We start from the raw sequence: 21,711 nt of genomic DNA, 5'->3' as shown, positions 1-21,711 counted from the left end.
ATCTTACTTAGGACTAGAGAAAAATTATTTTTTAGCTACAAGAGCGTTTTTCAAAACATCCTCTATCGTATCTACGGCAATGATCTTCATATCACCCTTTACTTCAGCTGGTATATCTACAAGATCGCGGTCGTAGTTTTTACGAGGTATCAGAGCTGTTTTGATACCGGCTTTGTGAGCAGCAATGAGCTTCTCTTTTAGACCACCGATCGGTAGCACTCTACCAGTTAGCGTGATCTCACCAGTCATTGCTATGTCGTGTCTTACCTTTGTATCGGTTAATATCGATGCGATCGCAGTTGCCATCGTGATGCCAGCGCTTGGTCCGTCTTTTGGCACCGCGCCCTCTGGCACGTGTAAGTGAAGGTCATAGCGCCTATAAACATCGCTGGCTTCGAGTTTACGCTTATCGTCATCTAGTTTTGGCACGATCGCCATAGGTACTTTGAGTTTTTTGTTATCGATTAGCACTTTTACCACGCTAAACGCGATCTGCGCGCTCTCTTTCATCACGTCGCCTAGCTGGCCAGTGATCTGCATATTGCCTTTGCCCTGGATCCTGATAGCCTCTATCCTTAGCACGTCGCCACCTACACTCGTCCACGCAAGGCCATTTACTAAGCCGATCTGATCTTTTTTATCCGCCGGCTCAATCTCATAAACCTTTTTCTCTAAAAATTCTTTCAAATTTTTAGCTGTGACACTGATCTTGCCATCATTCTTTTTGGTGAGGATATTTTTAGCGACTTTTCTTAATATATCAGCGATCCTACGACGTAAATTTCGCACGCCACTCTCTCTTGTGTAGTCGCTGATGATTAGCTCAAGCGCCTCTTTGCTGATACTTACATCACTTGGTTTTAGGCCGTGTTTCTTAAGCTCCTGAGGCAATAGATATTTTTTAGCGATCTCAAATTTTTCTTGTGGTGTGTATGAGCTAAGCTCGATAAACTCCATCCTGTCGCGAAGTGCGGCTGGGATCATACTCACGTCATTTGCTGTGGCGATGAAGACAATCTTGCTAAGATCGATGTTGAAATTTAGATAGTAGTCTCTAAATTTATTATTTTGCTCTGGGTCTAAAATTTCAAGTAAAACAGCGGTCGGATCGCCTCTATAGCTTCTGCCAACCTTGTCGATCTCGTCTAAAACAACCACTGGGTTCATCTGCTTGGCTTCTATGAGCCCTTGCACGATGCGGCCTGGCATAGCGCCTATATAGGTGCGGCGATGACCCCTTAGCTCGTTTACGTCCTCAAGTCCGCCAAGAGCGATCCTAACTAGCTCACGCTTTAGCGCCTTTGCGATCGAGTTTGCAAGGCTTGTTTTGCCCACACCTGGAGGGCCTGCAAAGCATAAAATGGCGCCATTATTTACCTTTTCGCCAACTCCTCTAAGCTCCAAAAGTTCACGCAAAGCAAAATACTCCTCTATGCGCTCTTTTGGCTTCTCTAAGCTGTAATGATCGGCATTTAAATGCTTGCTCACTTCGGTGATGGATGATTTTTTCTTAGCTATATTTTCAAATGGAATTTCAAGTACCCAGTCAAGGTAGCTTTGCAAGGTGTTTGCGTCAGCTGAGTCTGGGTGCATGCGCGAAAGTTTATCTATTTGCTTTTTAATCTCTTTGTAGGCGTCCTCGGCCATAAATTTCTTCTTCGCATCAAGCTTTTTGTGGTACTCTTCAAGCTCCTCTTCACGGCTCGTATCTGCTCCAAGCTCAGCTTGAATTTGCTTTAGCTGCTCTTTTAAAAAGTACTCTTTATTTGTCTTATCGATCTTTGAATGGACTTTATTTTTTATCTCTTTTTGAAGCTTATTTGCCTCTATCTCTTCGATAACGTAGTCGATGAGCTTTAGTAGGCGTTGCTCTAAATTTTCCTCGACAAAAAAGCCATAAGCGATCTGTTTTTTTAAGCGAAGCGCGCTTGAGACTAGGTCACAAACCCTGATCGCTTCAGCGCTCTCTTCGATCGTTTTTAAAAGATCAGGCGGGAAAAAGTGGCTAAACTGCGAAAGCTCTCTTACTTTTTCTCTTAAAACCACGATAAGAGCGTCTGTTTTGACCTGCGATGGGCGCTTGACGTGGAGCATATCGACGATACCACGGAGTGGATTTATGCCTGATTGTTTTAAAATTTTACCTTTGTCGATGCCCTGAAATAGTACTTTTACGCGTCCATCAGGTAGTGGCACACGGCGCATTATCGTGCCGATCACACCAGCATCATAGATACCATCAAAGTCTCTAGCGCCGTCTTGCTGAGGCTTTGTAGGCACTACAAGGATCGGAGTCTCTTCTTGTATGGCAAGCTCAAGTGCCTTTAAATTTTCATCGTCGCTTAAAAAAAGCGGAGTTATCATAAATGGATATAAAAATAGCTCGTCCTCAACGATAATAGGAATTTCAGTTGGGAAGCCTTTATTTTCGTTTATTTGCAAAATTTCTCCTATTCAAACAGTTTTCTATACCATGCTACGTCAGGTTTGATAAGATCTGAGTTTTTAAACGGCGACTCTTCAAGCTTTTGCTCGTAAATTTTAGCCGAAACGTCACGACCAGTCCTATTGTAAAGATCAGCTATTTGCATATCTAGGAAGTAAAGCGCGAGTTTGAATTTAATAAGCATAGTCTCAATAAGTGGCTTATATTCAGTATTTGGATACATATAAAGAAATTTCTCGATCTCTGTTACGCTATCTTCCATAAGCTTTTGGTTGCGGTTTGGCTGAGTAAATGAGTCAAAATTTGCTTTTATCTTTAGATACTGGGCAAATTCTGTTTTTGGACCGTTGTCACCATATCTTTTGATGTACTCGTCAAGATAGTGATTTGCCATTAGATACTCTTCATCATTTGCGTGAGCTTGGGCAAGGATAAGTAAAATTTGCTCTAAAAGTGGGCTTGCTACGTGTTCGCTTGCCATTGAGACATAGTGTTTATCGGCCGCTTCAAGATCGCCATCTTTTATATCAGCTATAACCTGAGCATACCACTCATCAGGAGTTAGATTGTAAAGCTCGGTATATTTTTCAGCACAACCACTAAAAAGCCCCAAAAGAGCTACAACTGCTAGAAATTTAGAAAATCTTTTCATGCTTTTCCTTAAAAAATTTAAATCCTCGTATTCTACATTTTTTGCTATTATTTTTGTATAAATTTTTTAAAACTATGATAAAATACGGCAACTTTACAAAATAGGAGTTAGTATGATTTTTAGTGTTAAAAGCCCTATTTTAGGCTTTGAGCATATTAAGACGATGGAGTTAATTGAACTTGATAAATTTTTTGTTAAGCTAGCAAGCAAAGATGATGAGACATCTTTTACAATGATAAATCCTTTTGCATTAAGAAGCTACGAATTCGATATTCCAAGCTATTATGAAGATCTTATGGAGATTAAAGAAAGCTCTCAACTTAGAATTTATAACATTATCGTTGTTGCACTCCCGCTTGAAAAATCAACTGTAAATTTTATAGCTCCTATCGTTTGCAATATGGACAATATGACCTTATCTCAAGTCGTTTTAGACATTGCCAAATATCCTCAATACGGGCAAGCTGAAATGATAGAAAATTTTATACAAAAATAGTAGCTAAAAGCTTTTAAAAATCTAAGGAGAGATTTTTTATTGTTATTTAGAGGATTTGTTGTGAAGATAGCATACTTACTCTGTTTCATTGTCACGTTTGGTTTTTGTGCACCCAGAGCTTGTACGACAGCAGAAGCAGCATCTATTGGTTGTAGTGGAGCAAATTATTCTTGCTTTATAGACGCTGAAGAGTACCAAGACAGCTCTTCTAAAAATATCCCACATTGTATAAGAAAATCTGATAGAACTTGGACGATAGATACTAACAACTTTGTTTCCGGTGTAGCACAAGATCATTATCACATTTATGCAAGACAATCTTCTCCATGGGGGTATGAACCATTAATTGGTATGTGGGATGATCACTCTAAAGGCTTAAGACAGAGGTCAATAAATGGCAATCTAAATACTAGAGTAAATGGCGATATAGCTACCATTGGTGCTACTATTATGATTCCACAATACACTGGATATAATTTTGTTCCAGATCCATCTAACGTAACAAAAACATCATCTACAGCCGATAGAATATTTTTAAATACTGGTAGTTTTGCGTCTAGCAATTACACACTTTGTCAAACAACATATATTTATAATCCTAGCAAGCATCCTTATTGTAAAAATTCATCCTCTTCCACATTTGATTTTAGTGAGAAAAATACCTTTATACAAAATAATTTAAAAGGTAAAAACGTAGTCTATGCCAGACTTTACTGGGGTGGCTCTCTTTATCAAAACTGGGCAATAAAAAATCTAGGGTCAAATTTATATGTAAGCGCCTTAAATTACATAAAAGGATATAGCAGGATTGATTTTAAAGCTCCTGGAAAGAGTGTAATCACAATAGATGCTGATCCAAAAGATGTCTTTTGGTTTGGTTCATTTAGTGAGTATAAACCAAAATCAATGACTCTTGAATCATATAATCAAAACGAGTCTAATAGCTACTATGTAAAGGCTGGAATAAACTACCAATATGTAGCAAGCGCTGATGTAACAGATATAGTTAGAGACTCTCTTGGTACTAGTGAGTCAGATAGGACATTCTATGCCGGTAATATCAGATCAACTACGATTCCCTTTAGTGATGAATTTATAGACCCAAATGATGGCATATATAAGGTAAACAACTCTACTAATAGAAAACTAAAAAAAACATACGGTACGCTACTATTCTCACCAGTTCAAGGGCAAAACGGTTACTGGATACAATCCATCGCACCACAATTTGCAGCTTGGAGTTTGGTCATCATTTATGACTTTGATGATAAAACTGCCGCAGCAAACAATATAGAGCCAAAGCTTGTTAGTATATTTGATGGGCTAGAAAGGCTTGCAGCAGATTGGATGAAGTCAAGCGATCCATTTGGTACTGTAAAAAGCTCAACCGTAGATGTAAAATTTGAAAACATCTATACGCCAAAAGCAGGAAATATAGATGCTTCGTTTACAATGTTTTCCTTTGGCGGCAAGCCAGAAACAAAAGGTGAAGATATCAAGATAAAAAATGGTGGCAGCTATCAGAGTATTACCAGCGGATATAATGCTCAAGGCGATCAGTTTAACTCAACTATGACAAAATTTGGACAACTTATAAATCCAGGTAAAAAATTTCACTCCCAAGCAGACTTGGATATATTTGATATATCAGACAAAATGTCACATTCCCAAAAAGAAGTAGATATAAAATTTACAGTTACAACAATTAAAAATTCAGGCGGTGCCAATGTCGTAAGTGCTGACCGTATAAATTTAGCTCTAGTTGGCTTTTCTACTCGTATATATAAGCCAGATGTTTGTTATATGGAATATATTTATGCGAAAAAACCTAGCGATAGTACTTTTACAAAGGTGCAAGAAAATACCCCAACGGTAGTGCCAGCAAATACTATTTTAAAAACTTTCGTTGAAGTTACAAACAATACCAATGAAGCTGCCCAAGACTTTGCACTAAAAGCCACAATAGATCCAAGCCAAATTTATAATCCAAACTCAACTTACATTTACGCAGATAAAGCATCACAAGGGCCTAGCGATCTGCTCACTATGTCAGGACAAGTACACTATAACGACAACACAGGCTTACAGCAATTAAGCGGAAATGACTTAACTTTTTATTTAGGACAAGGTGCGGCTGCAAATAAGGGTGGAGAAATGCTAATTCATCAAGGCAACTACGCTTATGCCATATATGAAACTACCCTTAAATCTAAATTTGAGCCAAATAGCTACAAAGCCACGGTCGCAAATGCTGATATAAATTTACAGCCCTATGATACATATATAAGAAGATGTAGCAATCAAAATTACAACATTACTTTAGGCGTTAGTGCCAGTCCAAATAATTTCGTCGCAAGTAATAGACAAGACGATGGTTCAGTAACTTTTAAAACTAAATTTAAAAATAGACTTCTAACTAAAATCGTTTCTACGCCATTTAATGTCTATATCACGAACTATGATACAGATGGCAACAAAAAAGTACCAGATGCCCCAGTAGATGTAAAAGTAGAGTTGGTCGAGTCTTGCAGTGCTCCAACAAATTTATATGAACAAGATATAACATTTAATGGTGTAACTGTTATTTTGTTGTCAGGCATTAGTATTGACAGAGCCTATAAAAGCGTAAAATTTAGAATTTCTCATCTTGATCCAGTAACAAATACTACAAAGGTTGAATGCGAAAAATTAGATGATTTTGCTATAAGACCAAGTCACTTTAGGCTATGGGATACTGACAAGAATACGATAAATAATAACAATGTTTTAATAGGCGGCAAAGTTTATAATAACATTGCTCTTGCAGCTATGAAACCTCTTGATAGTGGCTTAGCAAATGGTTATATAAATAACATAAGTGGCTCAAATGGAGAGATAAAACTTGTACCAGCATATAGTGCGACTTGCGATCCTAGCATTATAGATAGCGAGAACAAACTAAGCGTAGATTTTAACGATCCAAATAAAGCATTGGGTAAAATTTTCCGTCACACATCAAGTGGACCTGTTGGCTTCTCTTACTCAGATATAGGCGATACATATTTTTATGTATTAGACAAAGACTATACAGCAACTGATCAACATACACCATCAAGAGCTGATGATTGTGTAAAAAACTCAATTAGCAACGATCCGTCACAAGACACTGCTCAAGAAGGAAGGATCGGATGTAGTATAAAGCTAGAAGGTAATAGAGATTATTTGTTTAGGCCAAAAGATATACAAATAAGCAAGTTAAAGATAACAAAAGATAGCGATATAACATACCTTGATAATGAAGGCATACAAAAAGCAAAGCTTGACTTTGAAGTAACTGCTAGGTTGTTTAACGATGATCCTGCAAAACTTTATAATGAAGATTGCTATGCAAAAAATATGAACTTTGACATAAAGCTAGATAGAGTTCCTTTAAATTTTACAGATAATGATGGCAATGCCGGTACATTAGCAAAAGCAAATGAAGAAATTTTGTTTTTTGAAATTCCTGGCTCAAATACTAGAAAAGCAATAGATCCAAGTGCTACAAAATCAACATTTTATGTAGAGAAAAATACTTTTGTAAATGGCGTAGGCAAAGGTGAAGTATATTTTAATTTTGAAAGAAAAGTAAATCATGCTAAAAATCCTTTTACTATTTCAAGTAATGATTTTAGCTTTAGCGGCATGTCAGATAGCACCGATACAGTAAAAAAATATGAAAAACCAGCAACAGAAACGACAGCAAAATTTTACTTTGGTAGGGTTTATGCACCATTTTATGAAGGGCTTTATAGTGGCTTTTATGCCAAAATTTATTATGGTGCCTACTGCGATGGGTGCAATAAAAATATCTATATGAAAGATAATGGCAAACTATGGCAAGACTTTCCAGCTGCACCATTTTGGGCTACCAATCCAAAACATAGCGCAGGAGTACTTAACTATCACGACTTTAGCTTTACAAACACTTACAGCGGTACTGTTTTAAGAAATGATGTAAGTAACATAAGCAATGGTGAGCAAATAATTTTTATAAGAAACCCTTCGGCAGTTACTGATGTGGCTAAAATGAGAGCACCTAGTTGGCTTCTTTATAGTGAATTTGATGAAAAAACTGAAACAAATAATTTTAATCTAAATTTTCTAGTACCAAATGGCGAATGGGCTGGTAAAGTCCTAAAAAGCAATAACATAGAAGATAAGACAAGCGGTGCAGTTGGAGGTTTTATAGGAGTAAAATCTAATAGTGATAGTAACCTAGATATAAGTGACAAGACAAACAGGAGAATAGAGTGGTAAAAAGAGGTGGCTTTTCATTGATAGAGCTTATCTTGTCAGTACTTGTAGTAGCCATAGTAAGTGCAAGCCTGCCACTAGCGGTAAGAACTACTTCAAATTTAAGCGAGCAATCCTTAATGCAAGAAGGACTAATGAATGCTAAAACTTATATGTCATTAATATTAAAAGCACCATTTAGTGATCAAGTCTTAATAGCCGGTAAAAATACCATGCCATCTTCTATAACGACTCAAGAGGCTATAATTTTTCCTCTTATTATCTGCAACCAAGGGGCAAATCCAGATTTTTATGAAAAAAGCGGTGTAAAAGGAGAAGGACATAGGATACTTGCGTATCCGGTGCAAAATTCATCTGCATGTGCCACAAGGCCTAGTGATTCAAAGCTTCCAGAATCAATCAAAAGCGTAAATTTTAAAGTAAAATCTATCAAAAATTTCAATACCCAAAAATCCATCTCGCCAACTGCTAGCACCACTAAACGTGACTTTATCATAGATACAGAAACGACTCCAACCATAACAAATGGAGCTGATAAATTTGTAGTTAGCTCTCCTTTAAATGATAGTGACGTTTTACAGATAAAGTTAGATACGACTATGAAAACTACAAAAGAGAGTAAAAGCGTACTTTATGGATATGCCTTTAACATAGGTGAAAGCAGTACTCTAAGTGTAAAAGAATGGAAATGAAAAAAACAAAAAAAGCTTTTACATTAATTGAGCTAATAATAGTCATCACCGTGCTTGGCGTTATCTCACTTATGAGCTTTAACACGCTTATGAATTTATATCAAAACTATTTTCAAAGCAAAGTAATAAACGAACTAGAAACACAAAGCGAAATCGCTCTAGAGCAAATTTCAATGCTACTTAGCCACAGAATCAAACAAAGCGTTATCGCTAGGAAAAAAAATGGAGATTACCTAGCTCTAAATGATAGTGGCGTAAATTTAAGTAGCGACTTTGAAATTTTAGAATTTATCCCAGCTGCATATGAGCTATTTGATGGCATAAACGAATATAAAGGAGACGATACTAACGGAGATCCTATCATCGAAGAAGGCATATATAGCGGATATGTAGATCTTGCAAATAGCTCTATTGCAAATGGATTAAAAAGCCCTGGAAGCAAATTTAATGATGCTTTTAGAAACGGCGTAATGGACTTGACCTGCGAAAATGATAGCAATGAAGAAGATGTAAATAGCGGCTCTAGGTGTATAAACGCCGATAATGAAAATGGTGGTTTAGTAGCAATATTTTCTAGCATACTTTATAGAGTTGGTAGTAGCTTTGGCTATCAAGAAAATTTAGACCAAAGGCACTTAGATATCGCAAAAGTTGGCATACAATCAATCGACACGCTTAAGATTTCAAGTGATTTTAAAAATAAAAAAATTTCAGAACAGTATAAACTAGCTTATACAGCCATTGCCATAGCACCAGCTGAGCAAAGTGCCGAGGATGTACAAAACGGCTCTTTTGACCTTAAAATTTACTACAACTATAGGCCATGGCTAAACGAAGGCTTTAAAAAATTTAGCTCAACATCTACAAAGGATATCAAAGCCGAAAGTGCAACACTAGCTAAACACGTAACAAGATTTGTCTTTACAGAAAAAAATGGAGTCATCGCGCTAAAGCTCTGCCTTAAAGCAGAAAAATCAGAAATAACCATTTGCAAGTCAAAGGCGGTTTATTGATGAGAAAAGGATTTACGTTAATAGCAGCGATATTTTTTCTAGTTGTAGCAGCTTCTATCAGTACTCTTGCCCTTTCGATAGCTAGCACATCAGCTAGACAAAGCAGTGAAATTTATCTAAGAGAGCAAGCACAACTCGTTGCTCAAGCAGCAGCAGAGTATGCAATGTTTGAAATTTTTAGAACTGATTTCTCAAACAAATGCTTAGATAAAGTAGATGGAGAATTTAACGATATGTTCGACTTTAATGTAACAATAACTTACTTTGGCGATATCGGCATATGCACTCCACCGACCATCATGCCAGGAACAAACGGAGTCGCAAGTACTGGCAACATGATCTTTGATGTTTTTGTAAAATCAAAAGATAAAAAAACACCAAATCCTATAAATTTTCACAAACGAACTCTTCAGAAACTTTAAAATTTTATAAAGATTTTAGTTTAATTTGTTTTTAGTTTTAGCGTGTTATAATCATCTTACTTTCTATAAAGGAGATTACGATGAACATAAGCATTGTAGGAAAACAATTTGAGCTAACAGAGCCAATCAAAAACTATATCCAAGACGCTTTTGATACGCTTGGCAAATACAATCTCGACATCATCTCAGCAAGATGTGTTGTAGCAGCCGATGAAAAACAAGGAAAAAAGGGCTTTAATGCAGAATTTTCTCTAAATATGGCCCATAAAGACACCATAGTCGTTCGCCAAAAAGATAAAGATCTTTACGCTGCGATCGATCTTGCCATCGAAAAAGCATCAAAAGTTTTAAGAAGAGAGCATGATAAGAAATTTACTGTTAAAGGCAAGGCTGACGATAAAGAATTTCGCTCAAGAATAGGCGAAGAAAAGATCGAAGGTGTCGAGGAGATCGTGCCTATGGAGCTTGAAATTTATAAACCACTTGAAGTCGAAGAAGCACTTGATAAACTAAAATCAAGCGATAAACAATTTTACGTATTTAACGATGTTGATGCCAAAATGCGCGTCATCTACAAAAGAACAGACGGAACTTTTGGTCTTTACTAAAAATAGGGGCAGCTTTGCCCCTAAAATTTATGCTAATCTACTATAAATTTTTTTCCTAGAGTCCAAAACCCTACTTACAAAGACTACTACGCCAGCAAATGGCTTTAAATTTAAAATTTTACCCAAGCGTCTGAGCGAACCTTTCAGTATTAAAAATCCAACTATATTTTTATAAATTTTATGAGCAATTTTTATTTAGCTTTGTTTATGAGATTATTAAGGTTGCAAAACTTATCAAATTATCAATTTTGGTTTTTAACTCAACGTCCAAATATAATGAAAGAGAACTTTAAAGTCAAAAAGTACCTAAAATTTTACGGAATAGATATCCCTGTATAAGATAGATCTAGATACAAGAAGGCTTCCCTGTAAGCCATTTTAAGAAGATCTTGGCGAACTAAACTAGGTCACAACCGATGAATGGCAAGGCAAAGAATTACATGCCATAAAAAAAGTAGGTGATTTTCTTAAAAATAATTGCAAGCATCAAGATGTGGAATTTTACTTTACAAGCTGGAAAAACGTAGATGAATGTGGTAAATAATATAGCAGAGCAAACGAGCTAAAAATGCTTGATAGTACTAGAAATTTTTAAAAATAAAAGAGAAACAAAGCTCTCTTTTTGATTTTTAAAATATCAAATAGCTAATAAACACTATCTATTTCTCTAAATTTTCACTAGTTTTTGGTCTAAAGGCCTTATTTATCTTTCTTATCCAAATGATTAGCGAGATAAATAAGATAAAGTAAAATACATAGCTAGCTACCGGCCAACTAGTACCAGTGCCACTTTCTTTTAGTGAGATGACATTTCTAAACTCTTGAAGCATAGAAATTCTATATCCATAATATTTTACAGTTACGTTTTTATCGCTATTTGCAAAGCCTTGAGCCTTGGCTTGTACATCAGCTGAGTTAAATTTAAAATAAAACGGAAAACCCCATGCAGTATCTTCATTTCTATAAGCCATGACTTTATTTGAATTATTAGAATCTTTAGTGTAGATAAAATAAACATCTCTGGTAGGGCCATCTGCCGGATTTTTAGCGTCGATGATACCATCTTTGTCCATACGTTTGACATCGCCACCTGTGATTTGCACATTTGCATAGTGTGGAAACGAATAATCAACTACAAGAGCCAAAAAAGAGTGTAAGAGTACGATAAAAATAACGCAAATTCTTTTAAAAAATGTAATCATTTCTTTCCTTTTAAATTTGCGTTATTTTATGAAAAGATAGCTTAATAAAGGGGCAAAATACCCCTTTAGTTTTAAGCTTTTTTATTAAGCATAAATTTTAGAAGTTGTGCAAGGAAGCTGATTCCACCGATTATTAAAATCGTATCGCCAATCATTCTTACCCATCTTAAATTTTGTAAGTGTGATTGTTGTAAAAGCTCAGCGCTTCTTGCATACCACATGCCTTGCTCTAGGCTTGCAAATGCTTGATAAATTCCTATTGGAAGTAGTGAAAGCACGATCATTAGCATAAGGCCTATATTTAAGCCCCAAAAGCCTACTTTCATAAGTTTCTCGTCAAATTCTTGACCTTTAAATAGATAAGTAGCTACTAGCCAAACAAATCCAAGTGCTAAAAATCCATAAACACCAAATAGCGCAGCATGTCCGTGAACTGGAGTCGTATTTAGGCCTTGGATATAAAATAGTGAAATTGGAGGATTGATTAAAAATCCAAATACACCAGCACCTAGCATATTCCAGAAAGCAACTGCGATAAAGCAGTAAAGTGGCCATTTTAATGTCTTAGCCCAAGTTTGAGCAAACTGAAGTCTATAATGCTCATAAGCTTCAGCGCCAAGCAATACAAGAGGAACTACCTCAAGTGCTGAGAAGCTAGCGCCAACTGCCATTATAGGTGTTGTAGTACCCGCAAAATATAAGTGGTGGAAAGTTCCTGGAATTCCGCCCACTAAGAAAAGTGATGCACTCGCAAGTGTTGAAAACGTAGCAAATCTCTTTGAAACAAGACCAAGACTAACAAATACAAAAGCAAGTGAAGCGGTAGCAAAGACCTCAAAAAAGCCTTCAACCCAAAGGTGTACAACCCACCAGCGCCAGTATTCCATCACTGGAAGCGGACTTCTTTGGCCGTAAAATAATCCTGCTCCGTAAAATAATCCAACTGCAACAGCTGAAGCTGCAAAGATAGCAAGTAAATTTTTATCACCTTTATTCTTAAATCCACCGATAAATCCGCGAAGTAAAAGTAGCATCCAAATAACAAGGCCAACAAATAAAATAATTTGCCAAACACGTCCAAGCTCGATATATTCATATCCTTGGTGTCCAAACCAGAAGCTTAAATTTATAGGCATAATATTTGCGATTGCTAAATACTCACCAGCAAAACTGCCAACCACAAGGATTAGTAATGCGTAAAATAATAAATCTACGCCAAGCTTTTGGAATTTTGGATCTTTACCGCCATTTATAATAGGCGCTAGGAAAAGACCGCCTGCTAAAAATCCTGTCGCAATCCAGAAGATACTAGCCTGAATGTGCCATGTTCTAGCAAGTGAATAAGGAATATAAGCTGATAAATTTATACCGTAAAATTCTTGTCCTTCTACTGTATAGTGAGCTGTAAAGCCGCCTATTAAAATTTGGAATGCAAAAAGAGCCAAAGTCACAAAAAGATATTTTTTAAGAGCTTTTTGAGATGGAGTTAGGCTTAATTTACTAAGTGGATCTTCGCTAATAGCTTCTAACTTTTCATCATCTTTTTTGCCATAAAAAGAGCTAAACCAAACAAGAAATCCAATACCAGCAATAAGTATTACAACGCTTGCGATTGACCAAAAGATATTTTCGCTTGTTGGTACATTATCGATTAGTGGCTCATGTGGCCAGTTGTTTGTGTATGTAGCATCGCTATTAGGTCTGTTTGCTGCGGTTGCCCAGGCCGACCAGAAGAAAAAGTTATTAAGATCATCTCTATCAGAAGCATTTGGAAGAGTATTTTCTTTCATCGCATAAGCTTCTCTTAAAGATTTAAACTTAGGGTCATTTCCAAAAAGTGATGAATACTCTTGGCTTACTTGTTTCATAGCCTTTAATCTATCGCTGCTAAGTACGATCTTATCGTCTTTTACGCCATTTTCTCGGTACTCTTTTTTAAGTAGAACTTTTAGATTTGCCTTTTGCTCATCATTTAAGTCAGCATATTTTGAGTGATAAATTTCATCTGCTTTTAACTCTAAAAATATAACTAACTCTTTGTGAAGCCAGTCCGCACTCCAATCAGGTGCTTGATATGCGCCGTGTCCCCAAACAGAGCCAACTTGCATACCTCCTATGCTTTGCCAGGCCTCTTGACCTTTATAGATGCTCTCTTTGTCGATCACGACATTGCCATTCTCATCTGTAAAATTTACAACTGGTGGCGAGCTTCTATAAACCTCAACGCCGTAGTAGCCTAAAATACTAAAGCAAATTACTAGTACTGCAACAAGTGCTAGCCAATACTTTTTGTATTCACGCATTGATTCTCCTTTTTTTAAAAATTTTAAGGCGAAGTTTATCTCATTTTAAAAAAGCAAATAATGACATATGTCAACAAAAGGAGAGAATTTATCCTATTAGTTTTATAAGAATTTACAATATATGCAAATTCTTCATAATATATATGCAAAATTTACATAGAATTAATATAAATATTATTAATATACATGTTTATACTTCAAAAATAAAGGAAAAAATATGCAAACAAATTTTATGCATAAAGTAACCAAATTTAGCCTTGTTGCTTCACTATTTATGGCTCTTAGTCTAAACGCAGCTGAGTCTGCAAGAAGCATCACTGATATGCAAGGTGTCAAAGTAAGCGTACCTGAAAAGGTAGAAAAGATCGCTGCACTGTGGAATGCAAACAACGAGATCATCCTAGCACTTGGCGGTATGGATAAGGTTGTAGCCACAACTGATCTGATCAAAAACAACAAGTGGTTTGAGCACGTCTATCCAAAACTTAAAAATTTACCAGCTGCACTAAATGGCAAAGACCTTCAGATCGAAGAGCTTGTTAAACTTGCACCTGACGTTATCATAGTGTATAACAAAAATTTTCAAGATGAACTTATCAAAAATGGCTTTAGCGCGGTAAATTTGATCTTTAGAGATTATCCAGATATGGAGAAAAGCATCTATGCAACAGCTGAAGTCATAGGCACTGATGATGCTAGAAAAAAAGCTGAAAAACTTGCTAATAAAATCCACGATAACTCTGAGTTTGTAACAGCAAGAACAAAAAACATCCCTGATGCTAAACGTCCAAAAGTACTTCACCTTCTTGGTGGTGCAAATTTGCTAAAAGTTGATGGTACAAACACCATCCAAAACACTTGGATCAAGCTAGGTGGCGGTGTAAATGCTATCAATACTGAGGGTTCAATGATCGAAGTTAGCGCTGAAGAGATCATCAATGCAAATCCTGATATCATCATCGTTGGTGGTAATGACACAGACGCACAGATCAAAAAGATAAAAGAGCACCCTGCATTCTCTGGCTCAAACGCTGTTAAAAACGGCAAAATTTATGGTAACCCAAAAGGTGTATTTAGCTGGGATAGATATGGTGCTGAAAACGTACTTCAAATTTTATGGGCAGCAAAAACTATCCAACCAGATCTATTTAAAGATGTCGATATGAAAGTAAAAACAAAAGAGTTTTATAAAGAGTTTTTAAATCACGATCTTAGTGACAAAGAGTATGGCTATATCTTAAAAGCTCTAAATCCAGACGGTAGCAGCAAGTAAGATTATGAAAAACACAAATTTTTCAATAGTTGTTATCTTTTTAGCTCTACTAACGCTTGTTTGCGCCTTTGTCGCACTTGGCGTTGGTAGATTTTACATACCATTTAGCGATGTCTTTAGCGTGCTTGCTCACGGCTTTGGCTTTGGCGAGGGTACAGCTAGCAACATCACAAACGTGATAGAAAATTTACGCATCCCACGTATCATCGCAGCCATCCTTGTTGGAGCTGCTCTTAGCGTGAGTGGTGCAGCCTATCAAGGCGTCTTTAAAAACCAGCTAGTAAGCCCTGATCTTCTTGGCGTATCAGCAGGTGCCTGCGTAGGAGCTGCAACTGCCATTATCTTTGATCTATCGCTATTTTGGGTGCAGGCTTTTGCTTTTGGCTTTGGCCTAGCAGCCGTTGCTATCACTCTAGCCATACCAAAGATGATGGGGCGCACAAGCACGCTTATGCTAGTTCTTTCTGGTATCATCGTAAGCGGTCTTATGGGCTCGGTGATCGGCTTTTTAAAATATGTCGCTGATCCTGAAACAAAGCTACCTGACATCGTTTACTGGCAGCTTGGCAGCCTTGCAAAGCTTGATAGCGAAAATTTAAAATTTATAGCCCCAGTAATGATCATCTGTGCCATTTTGCTAATAGCCATGAGCTGGCGTATAAATTTGCTATCTCTTGGCGACGAGAGCGCGGCTAGACTTGGCGTAAATGTGGCTTTTGAACGTGCTATCGTTATCATTTGCGCTACGCTTCTTACAGCATGCAGCGTCTGCATAAGCGGAATAGTCGCTTGGGTGGGGCTCCTCATGCCACACCTGGCTCGTATGCTAGTTGGTGCAAACAACATAAAAAGCATGCCAGCAAGCATATTTATGGGTGCGATGTTTTTACTCTTTGTGGACACTTTGGCTCGTAGTATAAGCGTAAGTGAAGTGCCTCTTGGCGTACTTACTGGCTTTATCGGCACAGTATTTTTCGTCTGGGTATTGTGGCGAAATAAAAAGGTTGCGTGATGCTTGAAGTTAGAAATTTAAACTTTAGCTACTCAAATGGAGCTGGCAAACTAGAAAATGTAAATTTAAAGATAGGTGCAGGTGAAATTTTAACCATACTTGGACGAAACGGAGCTGGTAAATCAACCACCCTTGGGCTGATAAGCGGCTCACTAAAGCCAGTTTCTGGAGAGATCTTTCTTGATGGCAAAAATGTAGATAGCCTAAGCAACAAAGAGCGCGCTAAGATCATGGCATACGTCGCTCAAAGCGAGGTTACTGAGTATGACTACACCGGGCTTGAGTTTATCACGATGGGCCGTGCGGCGCACCTTGGTATCTTTGCAAGACCTAGCAAAGAGGACGAAGAGATCGCTAGAATTTACACCAAAAAGCTTGAGATCGAGTATCTTGAGGATCGCTTCATCACGCAGATGAGTGGCGGTCAAAAGCAGATGTGTATGATCGCTCGTGCGATGGCTGCGCAACCAAAGATGATTATATTTGACGAGCCAACGAGCGCGCTTGATTTTGGCAACCAGTATAAATTCCTACGCACCGTCAAGTGGCTAAAAGAGCTTGGCTACTCGGTCGTGCTAACCACTCACAACCCTGACTTTGCTGTGCTTCTTGGCGGATATGTCGCACTTGTAAAAGGTGATGGCGAGGTTGGATTTGGCACGGTTGATGAGATCATCAGAAGTGAGAATTTAAGCCAGCTTTACGGACTAAATTTAAACGTGAGCTACATCGACGAAGTGCAAAGAGAGTGCTGCCTAACATATCCTCTTTAAATTTATCTGCTTTCAAAAGGATAAATTCTTTTGAAAGCACTTTTTGTACTTTTTGTTATTTCACACATACTGCCTTTGGAGTAAAAATGAAAAAGTTAATTTTGATTTTATTTTTTGCATTAATAGCAAATGCGGCTGATAAATTTGATTGCTCTAAACGCTACTGCAAAGAGATGAAGAGTTGTGAAGAAGCATATCACTATCTAAGAAAATGCGGACGCAGTGGATTTGACCGTGATCGTGACGGCATACCATGCGAAAATGTATGCAAAGAGCGCAGAATAGAAAAATAATTTTATAAATTTTACAAAGCTTAGCCTTGCCACTCACTTCAAATTCGATAAATTATAAAAATTTAAACAAGTCAAAAGAGCCAGTAAAAGAAAATCAAAAATTTTAAGTTAAGTTAAAAGCAACTGGGTATTATTTTTAGCAAGTACTGCTACTCTAGCCTTTGCAGCCTGTGTGATATCATCCTCGTAGTCGTAGAAGTTAAATGTCGCTCCGTGCTGGAAAAAGCCATTTAGTATGTCGCCACTTTGGCGGTTTTTCAGATCAAGCTCGGCCACCTTAAAGCCGTCATTTGTCGCGCAAAATTCTTTTAGTCTAGCTGGTGTCTCTTTTAGCTTGGTAAATAAAAAGCAGTATCCATCGCCACCGTTTCGCCCTACTCTACCCCTTAGCTGATGAAGCGTGGCAAGGCCGAGCCGCTCAGCCCCTACAATCACTATCGTATTTAGCCTTGGCAGTGAGATTCCAACCTCAACAACGGTGGTCGAGAGTAAAATTTCGCCCTCTTCTCTAAATCGCCTTAAAATTTCCTCTTTTTCCTTATCCTTGCCGTGCGTGACGAAGACATTTTTGAAATTCTTTAGCCAAAAGCCCTGCGCCTCGTTTAGGCTTTGATAGTTTGAGCTCTCGCTGCTCTCAACTAATGGATAGATGATGGCTACTTGAAAGCCGTTTTCTAGCTGCTTTTTGATGTGAGCGAGCAGATAGCCAAACTCGCTAGCACCCAAAATTTGGCTCATTATATTTTTCTTAAATGGCATCTGCTTTAAAAAGCTAAAATTTACGATCTCAGACTGAATTAAACTTAACGTCCTTGGTATGGGCGTAGCTGAAAACTGCACGAAATTTGCTCGCTCGTCCTCGTTTGAGGCAAGCTCTTCTATCTTTTTGCGCTGATTTGAGCCAAAGCGGTGTTGCTCATCGACCATGACAAGCGGCGAATTTGGTAGCTCGTGAAAGAGCAGCGCATGCGTACCAACGATCAAATTTACCCCACTAAAGTCTATCTTTTTCTCCCCGCTTCGCACGAGCATCACATTCATAAAAGGCGGTAGCAGTCTCTTTGCTTCATTATAAATTTGCTCGCTTAAGATGCTTGTTGGAGCCATCAAAATGGCACTTTGAGGATAGACACTGAGTGCTGCTGCTAGGATCACTAGCGTCTTGCCACTTCCCACGTCGCCCATTATGACGCGCCTTTTTGCCTGCACAGCGCTAAGGTCGTCTCTGATGTCATTTACAGCATTTATCTGGTCGTTTGTCGGCGTAAATGGCAGGCTCTTAAGCCAAGAGTCTATATCAAAAAGCTTGATTTTTGGGCTTTTAAAGTAGGTTTTTTTCGCACTTAGCTTTTTTATATAGTTAAAAATTTCTACAAATTTTAAAATGTGCGTACCCTCGCCATCATTTTTTAGGCGGTATAAAATTTGCACGCTTTGCTCGTCTAGCCGCTGCAAATCAGCTAGAAATTTAGCCTCTTTTTCATTTAAGCCCTCGGCTAGTAAATTTTGTAAATTTAGATATTTTAAGATGAGTTTTTTTAGCTCTTCGTCTTTTAGCTCGGTCTTAAATCTAGGCACTATCTGGCCTATTTTTGTGGTGATTTTTGGATTTACGATCTGCCAAGAGCCAAAGGCGTAGGAGCAAAGCCCATATATCGCCATCTCTTTGCCGATCTTAAAAGTGCCGTAGTGCCAAGACTTTGCGTTAAAAATGATGATCTTTACGCTACTTTGCCACTGCTCACAAAAGGCAAGCGCCGTTAGCATGCCAGGGCGCGAGGCGAGTGATGTGATCTTTACATTTATGCAGATCTGCCCTTCTCTTGGACTCTTAGCGATCGTCGTATCCTCAAAGCCCTTTGGTAGCACAAGAGCAAGGTCAAGTAGGCTAAGCACGCCTATTTTTAGAAGTTTTACTCTATCGCTTGCTTCAAATTTCATTTTTTAGGACGTAAAAACTTAGCTGATTGATCTCTGCGTGGGCTTTTATGAAGCTATTTAGCTCGTTTAGCGAAAGGACTGAAATTTTATCAAGATCCTTTAAAAATGCCCCAAGCTCGCCATGCTCATAAAACTCGCTTTGCGCGATATCAAGGCGTTTAAATAGCGTCTCAAGCCTAAGTGGCAAAGAGCCAAGTAAGAATTTCTTCGCCTGATCAAGCTCGGCCTTGCTAACGCCTTTTTTGCTAAATTTTAAAATTTCCTCTTTTATAACGGCGATAGCCTCATCTTTTTTTTCATTTTTTGTCTGCATATAGCCGTAGAGCTGGCTGTAAGAGAGATTTAGCAAATTTCTAGCATAGGCGCTATATGCAAGCCCTCTTTTTACGCGGATCTCCTCCATGAGCCTCGAGCCAAAGCCACCCTCACCCAGGATAAATGTCGCCACTGCAGCTTTGTATTTCTCCTCAGGTTTTACGTTAAATGGTGCACCAAAGTAGATGTATGCCTGCTCGCTTTGCCTGATGATCTCGCTGCTTTCGCACTTATCGCTTGGGCTAAAGTGCTCTAACTTTCGAGCTTTACCAGGTTTTAAAATTTCTAAAACACTAGCAAGCTCTTTTGTCTGTTTCTCGTCGATGTCGCCGCCTAGCACGCAAAGCAAATTTGAAAGGTCTAAATGCTCGTTTAAAAATTTCCTTACGTCTTCAAGCGTTATAGCTTTTATGCTCTTTTTAGTGCCGATACTTGGCATGGCAAGCACGCTTTCTGGGTACAAAAGCTCAAAAAGCCCCTGCCTTGCTAAGTAGTCAAAGTCGTTTTCATTTGCTGCGATCTCGCCAAGTGTGACGGTTTTGCACCTATTTAGAATTTCATCAGTTAAATTTGGAGCGCTTATAAGCTCTTTTAGCTTGCCGCACGCAAAGGCAAAGTGCTCTTTTAGGCAGTTTAGATCTATGCAAAATGTCTCAAAGCCACAGCTTGCATTTAGGCTAATCGCCCTTACTTCAAGCTCTTTGGCAAATTTAGCCGAGCCTAGCTTCATATCGCCCTCGTTTAGTAAATTTGCACTTAGTCTTGCAAGGCCTGCTAGCTTGCCATTTTGTGAGCTACCAGCTGCTTTGAAAACAAGTCTGAGGCTCACTACTGGCATCACTTTTGAGCTTTCAAAAACGACTGGAATTTTTACATTTTTTACATTGATATCTAAAATTTTCATCTAAAATTTCTCCAAAATATCGTAGTTTGTGTTGCGCTTAGCTGGAATTTCTCCGACATCTTTTATAAGCTCGATCATCTGGTCTTGATTCATCCTAAAGCTAGCCCCTGCGGCCTTTACGACGTTTTCCTCCATCATAGTGCTACCAAGGTCGTTTGCGCCAAAAAGAAGCGCTAGCTGACCAACGTAGCTGCCCTGTGTGACCCAGCTGCTTTGGATATTTTTAAAGTTATCCAAAAAGAGCCTTGAGACCGCAAGAAGTCTTAGATAGACGTTTGAGCTTTGCTTTTTGATCTCAGGGAATTCTTGCATGAGCTTTGTGTTTAGCCCTTGAAAACTCCAAAGTATAAATGCCCTAAACCCAGCTGTTTCATCTTGTAAATTTCTGATGTGCTCCCAGTGCTCTACGATCTCACGAGTGCTCTCAACCGTGCCAAACATCATAGTAGCAGTTGTCTTTATGCCAAGCTCGTGCGCCTCTTTGTGTATGCGAAGCCAGTCTGTGGTGTCGCATTTTTTTGGGGCGATGATGTCACGAACGCGGTCGCTTAAAATCTCTGCTCCAGCCCCTGGCATCGAGTATAAGCCCTTTTCGTTTAGGCGTCTTAGGACCTCTTTTGTAGAAATTTTTGAAACTCTTGCGATGTAGTCGATCTCAACGGCCGAAAAACCATGTATCGTGATGCTTGGATAGTGCTTGCTGATGTAGCTTACAAGCTCCTCGTACCACTCGATCTTTAGCTTTGGATGAACGCCACCTTGAAATAAAATTTGCGTGCCGCCAATGGCGATAAGCTCCTCGATCTTCTTGCCAATCTCCTCAAAACTTAGCACATAAGCGTCTTCCTCTTTTGCGTGGCGGTAAAATGCGCAAAATTTACAATCCACCCAGCAGACATTTGTATAGTTGATGTTGCGATCTACGATGAAGGTCGTAATGCCTTCTGGATGAAGCTCTTTTTTTCTAGCTAGCGCCATCTTGCCAAGCTCGTGAAGCGGTGCATTTTCTATAAGATCGATGGCTTCATTTACACTAAGTCTTTTCAAATTTAACCTTTTATTTTGCTTATTTTTGGGCGAGAGTTTAGCCA

General features: G+C 38.3%; 17 protein-coding genes. 10 read left to right on the top strand and 7 right to left on the bottom strand.

Annotation, left to right across the window (positions count from 1 at the left end):
- Window positions 1-24 precede the first annotated feature (24 nt).
- Window positions 25-2,442, bottom strand: coding sequence for an endopeptidase La (gene lon / locus CVT15_RS03015; RefSeq protein WP_103576246.1), 2,418 nt, complete (start codon window positions 2,440-2,442; stop codon window positions 25-27).
- An 8-nt stretch (window positions 2,443-2,450) separates the two neighbouring features.
- Window positions 2,451-3,098, bottom strand: a complete 648-nt coding sequence (locus tag CVT15_RS03010) for an outer membrane protein assembly factor BamD (protein WP_021091013.1) — start codon at window positions 3,096-3,098, stop codon at window positions 2,451-2,453.
- A 112-nt stretch (window positions 3,099-3,210) separates the two neighbouring features.
- Here CVT15_RS03010 and fliW point away from each other — a divergent pair, with 112 nt between their 5' ends.
- From fliW to hpf, 6 genes are all read left to right on the top strand, one after another.
- Window positions 3,211-3,594, top strand: coding sequence for a flagellar assembly protein FliW (fliW, locus tag CVT15_RS03005; protein ID WP_054196362.1), 384 nt, complete (start codon window positions 3,211-3,213; stop codon window positions 3,592-3,594).
- Window positions 3,595-3,654: 60 nt separating this feature from the next.
- Window positions 3,655-7,872: a hypothetical protein gene (locus tag CVT15_RS03000; protein ID WP_141089727.1), complete on the top strand. Its 4,218-nt coding sequence runs from the start codon at window positions 3,655-3,657 to the stop codon at window positions 7,870-7,872.
- Window positions 7,866-8,561, top strand: coding sequence for a type II secretion system protein (locus CVT15_RS02995; RefSeq protein WP_103576244.1), 696 nt, complete (start codon window positions 7,866-7,868; stop codon window positions 8,559-8,561). The genes CVT15_RS03000 and CVT15_RS02995 overlap by 7 nt, the downstream gene beginning before the upstream one ends.
- Complete coding sequence (locus CVT15_RS02990) at window positions 8,558-9,574, top strand: type II secretion system protein (RefSeq protein WP_230853970.1); 1,017 nt, start codon at window positions 8,558-8,560, stop codon at window positions 9,572-9,574. Before CVT15_RS02995 ends, CVT15_RS02990 begins: the two co-directional genes overlap by 4 nt.
- Window positions 9,574-9,996, top strand: a complete 423-nt coding sequence (locus CVT15_RS02985) for a hypothetical protein (RefSeq protein WP_103576256.1) — start codon at window positions 9,574-9,576, stop codon at window positions 9,994-9,996. The genes CVT15_RS02990 and CVT15_RS02985 overlap by 1 nt, the downstream gene beginning before the upstream one ends.
- An 80-nt stretch (window positions 9,997-10,076) precedes the next feature.
- Window positions 10,077-10,604, top strand: coding sequence for a ribosome hibernation-promoting factor, HPF/YfiA family (gene hpf, locus CVT15_RS02980; RefSeq protein ID WP_087579818.1), 528 nt, complete (start codon window positions 10,077-10,079; stop codon window positions 10,602-10,604).
- Window positions 10,605-11,263: 659 nt separating this feature from the next.
- Here the strand turns inward: hpf and CVT15_RS02975 are convergent.
- Window positions 11,264-11,806 carry a DUF1523 family protein gene (locus tag CVT15_RS02975; RefSeq protein WP_107897992.1) on the bottom strand — a complete coding sequence of 181 codons (543 nt, stop codon included), beginning with the start codon at window positions 11,804-11,806 and terminating at the stop codon, window positions 11,264-11,266.
- Window positions 11,807-11,877: 71 nt separating this feature from the next.
- Window positions 11,878-14,109, bottom strand: coding sequence for a nitric-oxide reductase large subunit (locus CVT15_RS02970; protein ID WP_103576753.1), 2,232 nt, complete (start codon window positions 14,107-14,109; stop codon window positions 11,878-11,880).
- A 217-nt stretch (window positions 14,110-14,326) separates the two neighbouring features.
- Here CVT15_RS02970 and CVT15_RS02965 point away from each other — a divergent pair, with 217 nt between their 5' ends.
- The 4 genes from CVT15_RS02965 (at window position 14,327) to CVT15_RS02950 (ending at window position 17,460) form a co-directional block, all read left to right on the top strand.
- Window positions 14,327-15,382 (top strand): ABC transporter substrate-binding protein, encoded by a 1,056-nt coding sequence (locus CVT15_RS02965; protein WP_103576754.1) that lies wholly within the window; start codon window positions 14,327-14,329, stop codon window positions 15,380-15,382.
- A gap of 4 nt (window positions 15,383-15,386) precedes the next feature.
- Window positions 15,387-16,394: a FecCD family ABC transporter permease gene (locus tag CVT15_RS02960; RefSeq protein ID WP_103576755.1), complete on the top strand. Its 1,008-nt coding sequence runs from the start codon at window positions 15,387-15,389 to the stop codon at window positions 16,392-16,394.
- A complete protein-coding gene (locus CVT15_RS02955; RefSeq protein ID WP_103576756.1) occupies window positions 16,394-17,167 on the top strand; it encodes an ABC transporter ATP-binding protein in 774 nt (257 codons plus the stop codon). Before CVT15_RS02960 ends, CVT15_RS02955 begins: the two co-directional genes overlap by 1 nt.
- A gap of 86 nt (window positions 17,168-17,253) precedes the next feature.
- Window positions 17,254-17,460 carry an excalibur calcium-binding domain-containing protein gene (locus CVT15_RS02950; protein WP_103576757.1) on the top strand — a complete coding sequence of 69 codons (207 nt, stop codon included), beginning with the start codon at window positions 17,254-17,256 and terminating at the stop codon, window positions 17,458-17,460.
- A 108-nt stretch (window positions 17,461-17,568) separates the two neighbouring features.
- Here the strand turns inward: CVT15_RS02950 and recG are convergent, their stop codons facing one another.
- The 3 genes from recG to CVT15_RS02935 are packed head-to-tail and all read right to left on the bottom strand — an operon-like array spanning window position 17,569 to window position 21,667.
- Window positions 17,569-19,401 carry an ATP-dependent DNA helicase RecG gene (recG, locus tag CVT15_RS02945; protein WP_103576758.1) on the bottom strand — a complete coding sequence of 611 codons (1,833 nt, stop codon included), beginning with the start codon at window positions 19,399-19,401 and terminating at the stop codon, window positions 17,569-17,571.
- Window positions 19,391-20,620 (bottom strand): M16 family metallopeptidase, encoded by a 1,230-nt coding sequence (locus CVT15_RS02940; RefSeq protein ID WP_107897993.1) that lies wholly within the window; start codon window positions 20,618-20,620, stop codon window positions 19,391-19,393. Before CVT15_RS02940 ends, recG begins: the two co-directional genes overlap by 11 nt.
- A complete protein-coding gene (locus CVT15_RS02935; RefSeq protein WP_107897994.1) occupies window positions 20,621-21,667 on the bottom strand; it encodes a dehypoxanthine futalosine cyclase in 1,047 nt (348 codons plus the stop codon). It lies immediately after the preceding gene.
- Window positions 21,668-21,711 lie beyond the last annotated feature (44 nt).

It is taken from the genome of Campylobacter concisus, assembly GCF_003048595.2.
Taxonomy (GTDB): domain Bacteria; phylum Campylobacterota; class Campylobacteria; order Campylobacterales; family Campylobacteraceae; genus Campylobacter_A; species Campylobacter_A concisus_L.
Note: the sequence above shows the minus strand (reverse complement) of the source record. Positions and strands in the feature narration are given on the sequence as shown.

What these genes read in the sequence shown, in the direction of transcription:
- CVT15_RS03010 (WP_021091013.1), bottom strand. Translation starts at nt 3,098, where the DNA reads ATGAAAAGATTTTCTAAATTTCTAGCAGTTGTAGCTCTTTTGGGGCTT.
- fliW (WP_054196362.1), top strand. Translation starts at nt 3,211, where the DNA reads ATGATTTTTAGTGTTAAAAGCCCTATTTTAGGCTTTGAGCATATTAAG.
- CVT15_RS02990 (WP_230853970.1), top strand. Translation starts at nt 8,558, where the DNA reads ATGAAAAAAACAAAAAAAGCTTTTACATTAATTGAGCTAATAATAGTC.
- CVT15_RS02985 (WP_103576256.1), top strand. Translation starts at nt 9,574, where the DNA reads ATGAGAAAAGGATTTACGTTAATAGCAGCGATATTTTTTCTAGTTGTA.
- hpf (WP_087579818.1), top strand. Translation starts at nt 10,077, where the DNA reads ATGAACATAAGCATTGTAGGAAAACAATTTGAGCTAACAGAGCCAATC.
- CVT15_RS02975 (WP_107897992.1), bottom strand. Translation starts at nt 11,806, where the DNA reads ATGATTACATTTTTTAAAAGAATTTGCGTTATTTTTATCGTACTCTTA.
- CVT15_RS02970 (WP_103576753.1), bottom strand. Translation starts at nt 14,109, where the DNA reads ATGCGTGAATACAAAAAGTATTGGCTAGCACTTGTTGCAGTACTAGTA.
- CVT15_RS02965 (WP_103576754.1), top strand. Translation starts at nt 14,327, where the DNA reads ATGCAAACAAATTTTATGCATAAAGTAACCAAATTTAGCCTTGTTGCT.
- CVT15_RS02960 (WP_103576755.1), top strand. Translation starts at nt 15,387, where the DNA reads ATGAAAAACACAAATTTTTCAATAGTTGTTATCTTTTTAGCTCTACTA.
- CVT15_RS02955 (WP_103576756.1), top strand. Translation starts at nt 16,394, where the DNA reads ATGCTTGAAGTTAGAAATTTAAACTTTAGCTACTCAAATGGAGCTGGC.
- CVT15_RS02950 (WP_103576757.1), top strand. Translation starts at nt 17,254, where the DNA reads ATGAAAAAGTTAATTTTGATTTTATTTTTTGCATTAATAGCAAATGCG.
- recG (WP_103576758.1), bottom strand. Translation starts at nt 19,401, where the DNA reads ATGAAATTTGAAGCAAGCGATAGAGTAAAACTTCTAAAAATAGGCGTG.
- CVT15_RS02940 (WP_107897993.1), bottom strand. Translation starts at nt 20,620, where the DNA reads ATGAAAATTTTAGATATCAATGTAAAAAATGTAAAAATTCCAGTCGTT.